General features: G+C 69.2%; 2 protein-coding genes. Both read right to left on the bottom strand.

Annotated elements, in window-relative coordinates:
- Positions 1-112: 112 nt before the first annotated feature.
- A complete protein-coding gene (gene istB / locus ACYF6T_RS44375) occupies positions 113-904 on the bottom strand; it encodes an IS21-like element helper ATPase IstB (protein WP_037722867.1) in 792 nt (263 codons plus the stop codon).
- Positions 904-2,442 carry an IS21 family transposase gene (istA, locus tag ACYF6T_RS44370; RefSeq protein WP_461703679.1) on the bottom strand — a complete coding sequence of 513 codons (1,539 nt, stop codon included), beginning with the start codon at positions 2,440-2,442 and terminating at the stop codon, positions 904-906. The genes istB and istA overlap by 1 nt, the downstream gene beginning before the upstream one ends.
- Positions 2,443-2,573 lie beyond the last annotated feature (131 nt).

The following is a 2,573-nucleotide window of genomic DNA, read 5'->3' as shown; positions in this document are numbered from 1 at the left end:
TGTCAACGGCCATTTCGTTCTCCCCGTAGGCGGCCAGGAGTTCGCCCCGCTGGCGGCCATCGAGATGTCCCCGGTGGCGGCCAGATAATTCCCCGCCCTCGGGTCGGTCGGGTCAGCTGAAGGGCTTCACTCCCTGTCCGCTGGTGGCCTGGGTGAGCCGGTAGCTGTCACCCTGGGTGACGACGATGTGAGCGTGGTGCATGAGCCGGTCGACCGTCGCCGTGGCCAGGGTCTTGGGCATGATCTCGTCGAATCCGGAGGGGTGGAGGTTGCTGCTGACGGCGACCGAGCGTCGTTCGTAGGCGGCGTCGACCAGGCGGTAGAAGCCCTCGGCGGCGTCCGGCGAGACCGGCAGCAGGCCGATGTCGTCGACGATGATCAGATCCGAGCGGATGATCTTTGCGAGGGCTCGGGCGATCGAGTCGTCCGCACGGTGCCGGCGGACCAGGACTCCGAGGTCCTCGATGGTGAACCAGGAGACGGTCAGCCCGGCCTCGACCGCGGTCTGGCCAAGTGCCTCGGTGAAGTGGCTCTTGCCCGTGCCCGAGGGCCCGCAGATGCAGAAGTTCTCCCGACGCCCGATCCATTCCAGGGACTTGAGGGCGTCCTGGGTGGGGCGGGGGATGGCGGACTTGGTCTCGTCCCAGTCGCCGAAGGTCTTGCCGGTGGGGAAACCGGCCCGCTTGCGGCGGGTGTGGAGGTTGGCCCGGTCGCGGCCGGCGGCTTCCTCGGCCAGCAGGACGCGGACGACCTCGGCCGGGTCCCAGCGTTGGGCCTTGGCGGTGGGGATCAGGTCGGCCAACACCCGCCGCAGGTGCGGGAGTTTGAGCCGCTTGGTGAGCTCGATGGCCTCGGCGAGGGGGTCGCCGTTGGTGCCGGGAACGGTGCGAAGTGGGGTGGCCATCAGGCGAGATCGCTTTCGTCGTGCTCGGAGACGTCGGAGGCGGGCTGGGTGGGCAGGCCGAAGGAGGACCAGGCGGAGGTGCCGGGCTGCAGGGAGTGTTCCTCGCTGCGGCGGACGGGTTCGGTGTGTTCGCGGGTGGCCTGGTAGTCGACGATGGACAGCAGGTCCTTGTCCGCGAAGCGTGCGGTGACCGCGGCGGTGCCCAGGGCCCGGTCGACCTCGGCCACCGAGTAGAGCTTGGACAGGGCAACGGCCTCGGCCATCTTCGCCTTGATCCGGCGCACCCCACTGGCCCCTGCTTCGACCAGCCAGGACGCTGCCCCGGGACCGAGCTGGAGGAAGGCAGCCTCTTCTGCCGAAGTGGCCTTCGGGGTGCGGTCGTTGTCCTTGTTCTCCCGCGGCGGGTAGTGGGCGTTGTCCAGGACTGGGGTGCCGGGCTGGCCGCGGCGGTGGCGGGCGGCCTCGCGGGCCGAGCCGTCCTCGCCGACCGCGGTGACGATCAGTTCGTCGCCGTGGAAGCGGGCCCAGACCCGGTTGTCGATCAGTTCGTGCGGAACGGAGTAGCGGACCCCTTCGACCGAGATCGTGGACTCCCAGTTCACCCGCCGGGTGGTGCCGAACGCGGCGGTGAACGGCCTCCTCGGCAGCGGGTGCAGCCGCTGTCGTTCCTCGGCGAGCCGCTCGATGGGCTTGCGCCGAGTCGCCCGGTGGGTGCGGGAGTTGACCTCGTCGCAGAACGCCCGGCAGGCCGCCTCCAGCTCGCCGAAGGTCTTGTAGTGCTCGCGCAGGTTGACGTCCTTCGGCACCAGGTCGGCCTTCGCGATCCGGACCGTCGCCTCGGAACCGCCCTTCGTCTCCGGGTCCGCGGGCAGACAGGTGCGTATGGTCGTGCCGTAGTGCCGGGCGACCTCGACGATCTCCGGGTTGCGGACCGCGATCCCGGCGACGTGGTCGGTGGTGACCGTCTTCTCGTTGTCCGTCAGGACGTAGGCCGGCACTCCGCCGATGCGACGGAACGTCGCGTCCAGACACGAGGTGACCGTCGGCAGCGTCTTGTCCCAGATCGGGATCACGATGCGGAAGCGGGACCAGGCCAGCCAGGCGCACCACAGGATGGTTTTGCGGCCCTGGATGGTCGGCCCGTCGCCGAAGTCGTACTGGATCCACAGCCCCGGCTCGGTCACCCACGGCCGATAGACCCGCCGTCGACCGGCCCTGAACTGGGCTTTCGCCTCGGCAACGGTGCGGCGGGTGGTGCGTTCCCCGCCGGTGAAGCCCATCGCGACGATCCTCTTGTGCACCACGTCCGCGCGGATCTTGCCGTGCGAACGGACCACCAGTTCCTCGATCTTCGGCAGATAGTCGTCGATCGCGCGGGCGCGGTGACGGCGCTGGTCGGGGTGCTGGCCGGCGGCTCGCATCTTCACATAGTGGGCCACCGTGTGGTGGTCGACGCCGGTCAGTTCGGCCGCGGCTCGGTAACTGCCCGTGAGGTCGTACGCCTCAAGGATCTCCATGATCTCCCTGCTGTTCTTCACTCGCCCGAGCCTCGCCGAGCGGGATGCGTCCAATGCGAGCGGGGAGATATCTGGCCGTACGTGGGGAATCCCGTGGCCATCAGTGGGGCGGTAAGTGGCCGCCTATGGGGAGCTTGTCATGGCCGCCGTCA

Source organism: Streptomyces sp. 7R007, from assembly GCF_054850255.1.
This window is presented reverse-complemented; position numbering and strand designations above follow the sequence as displayed.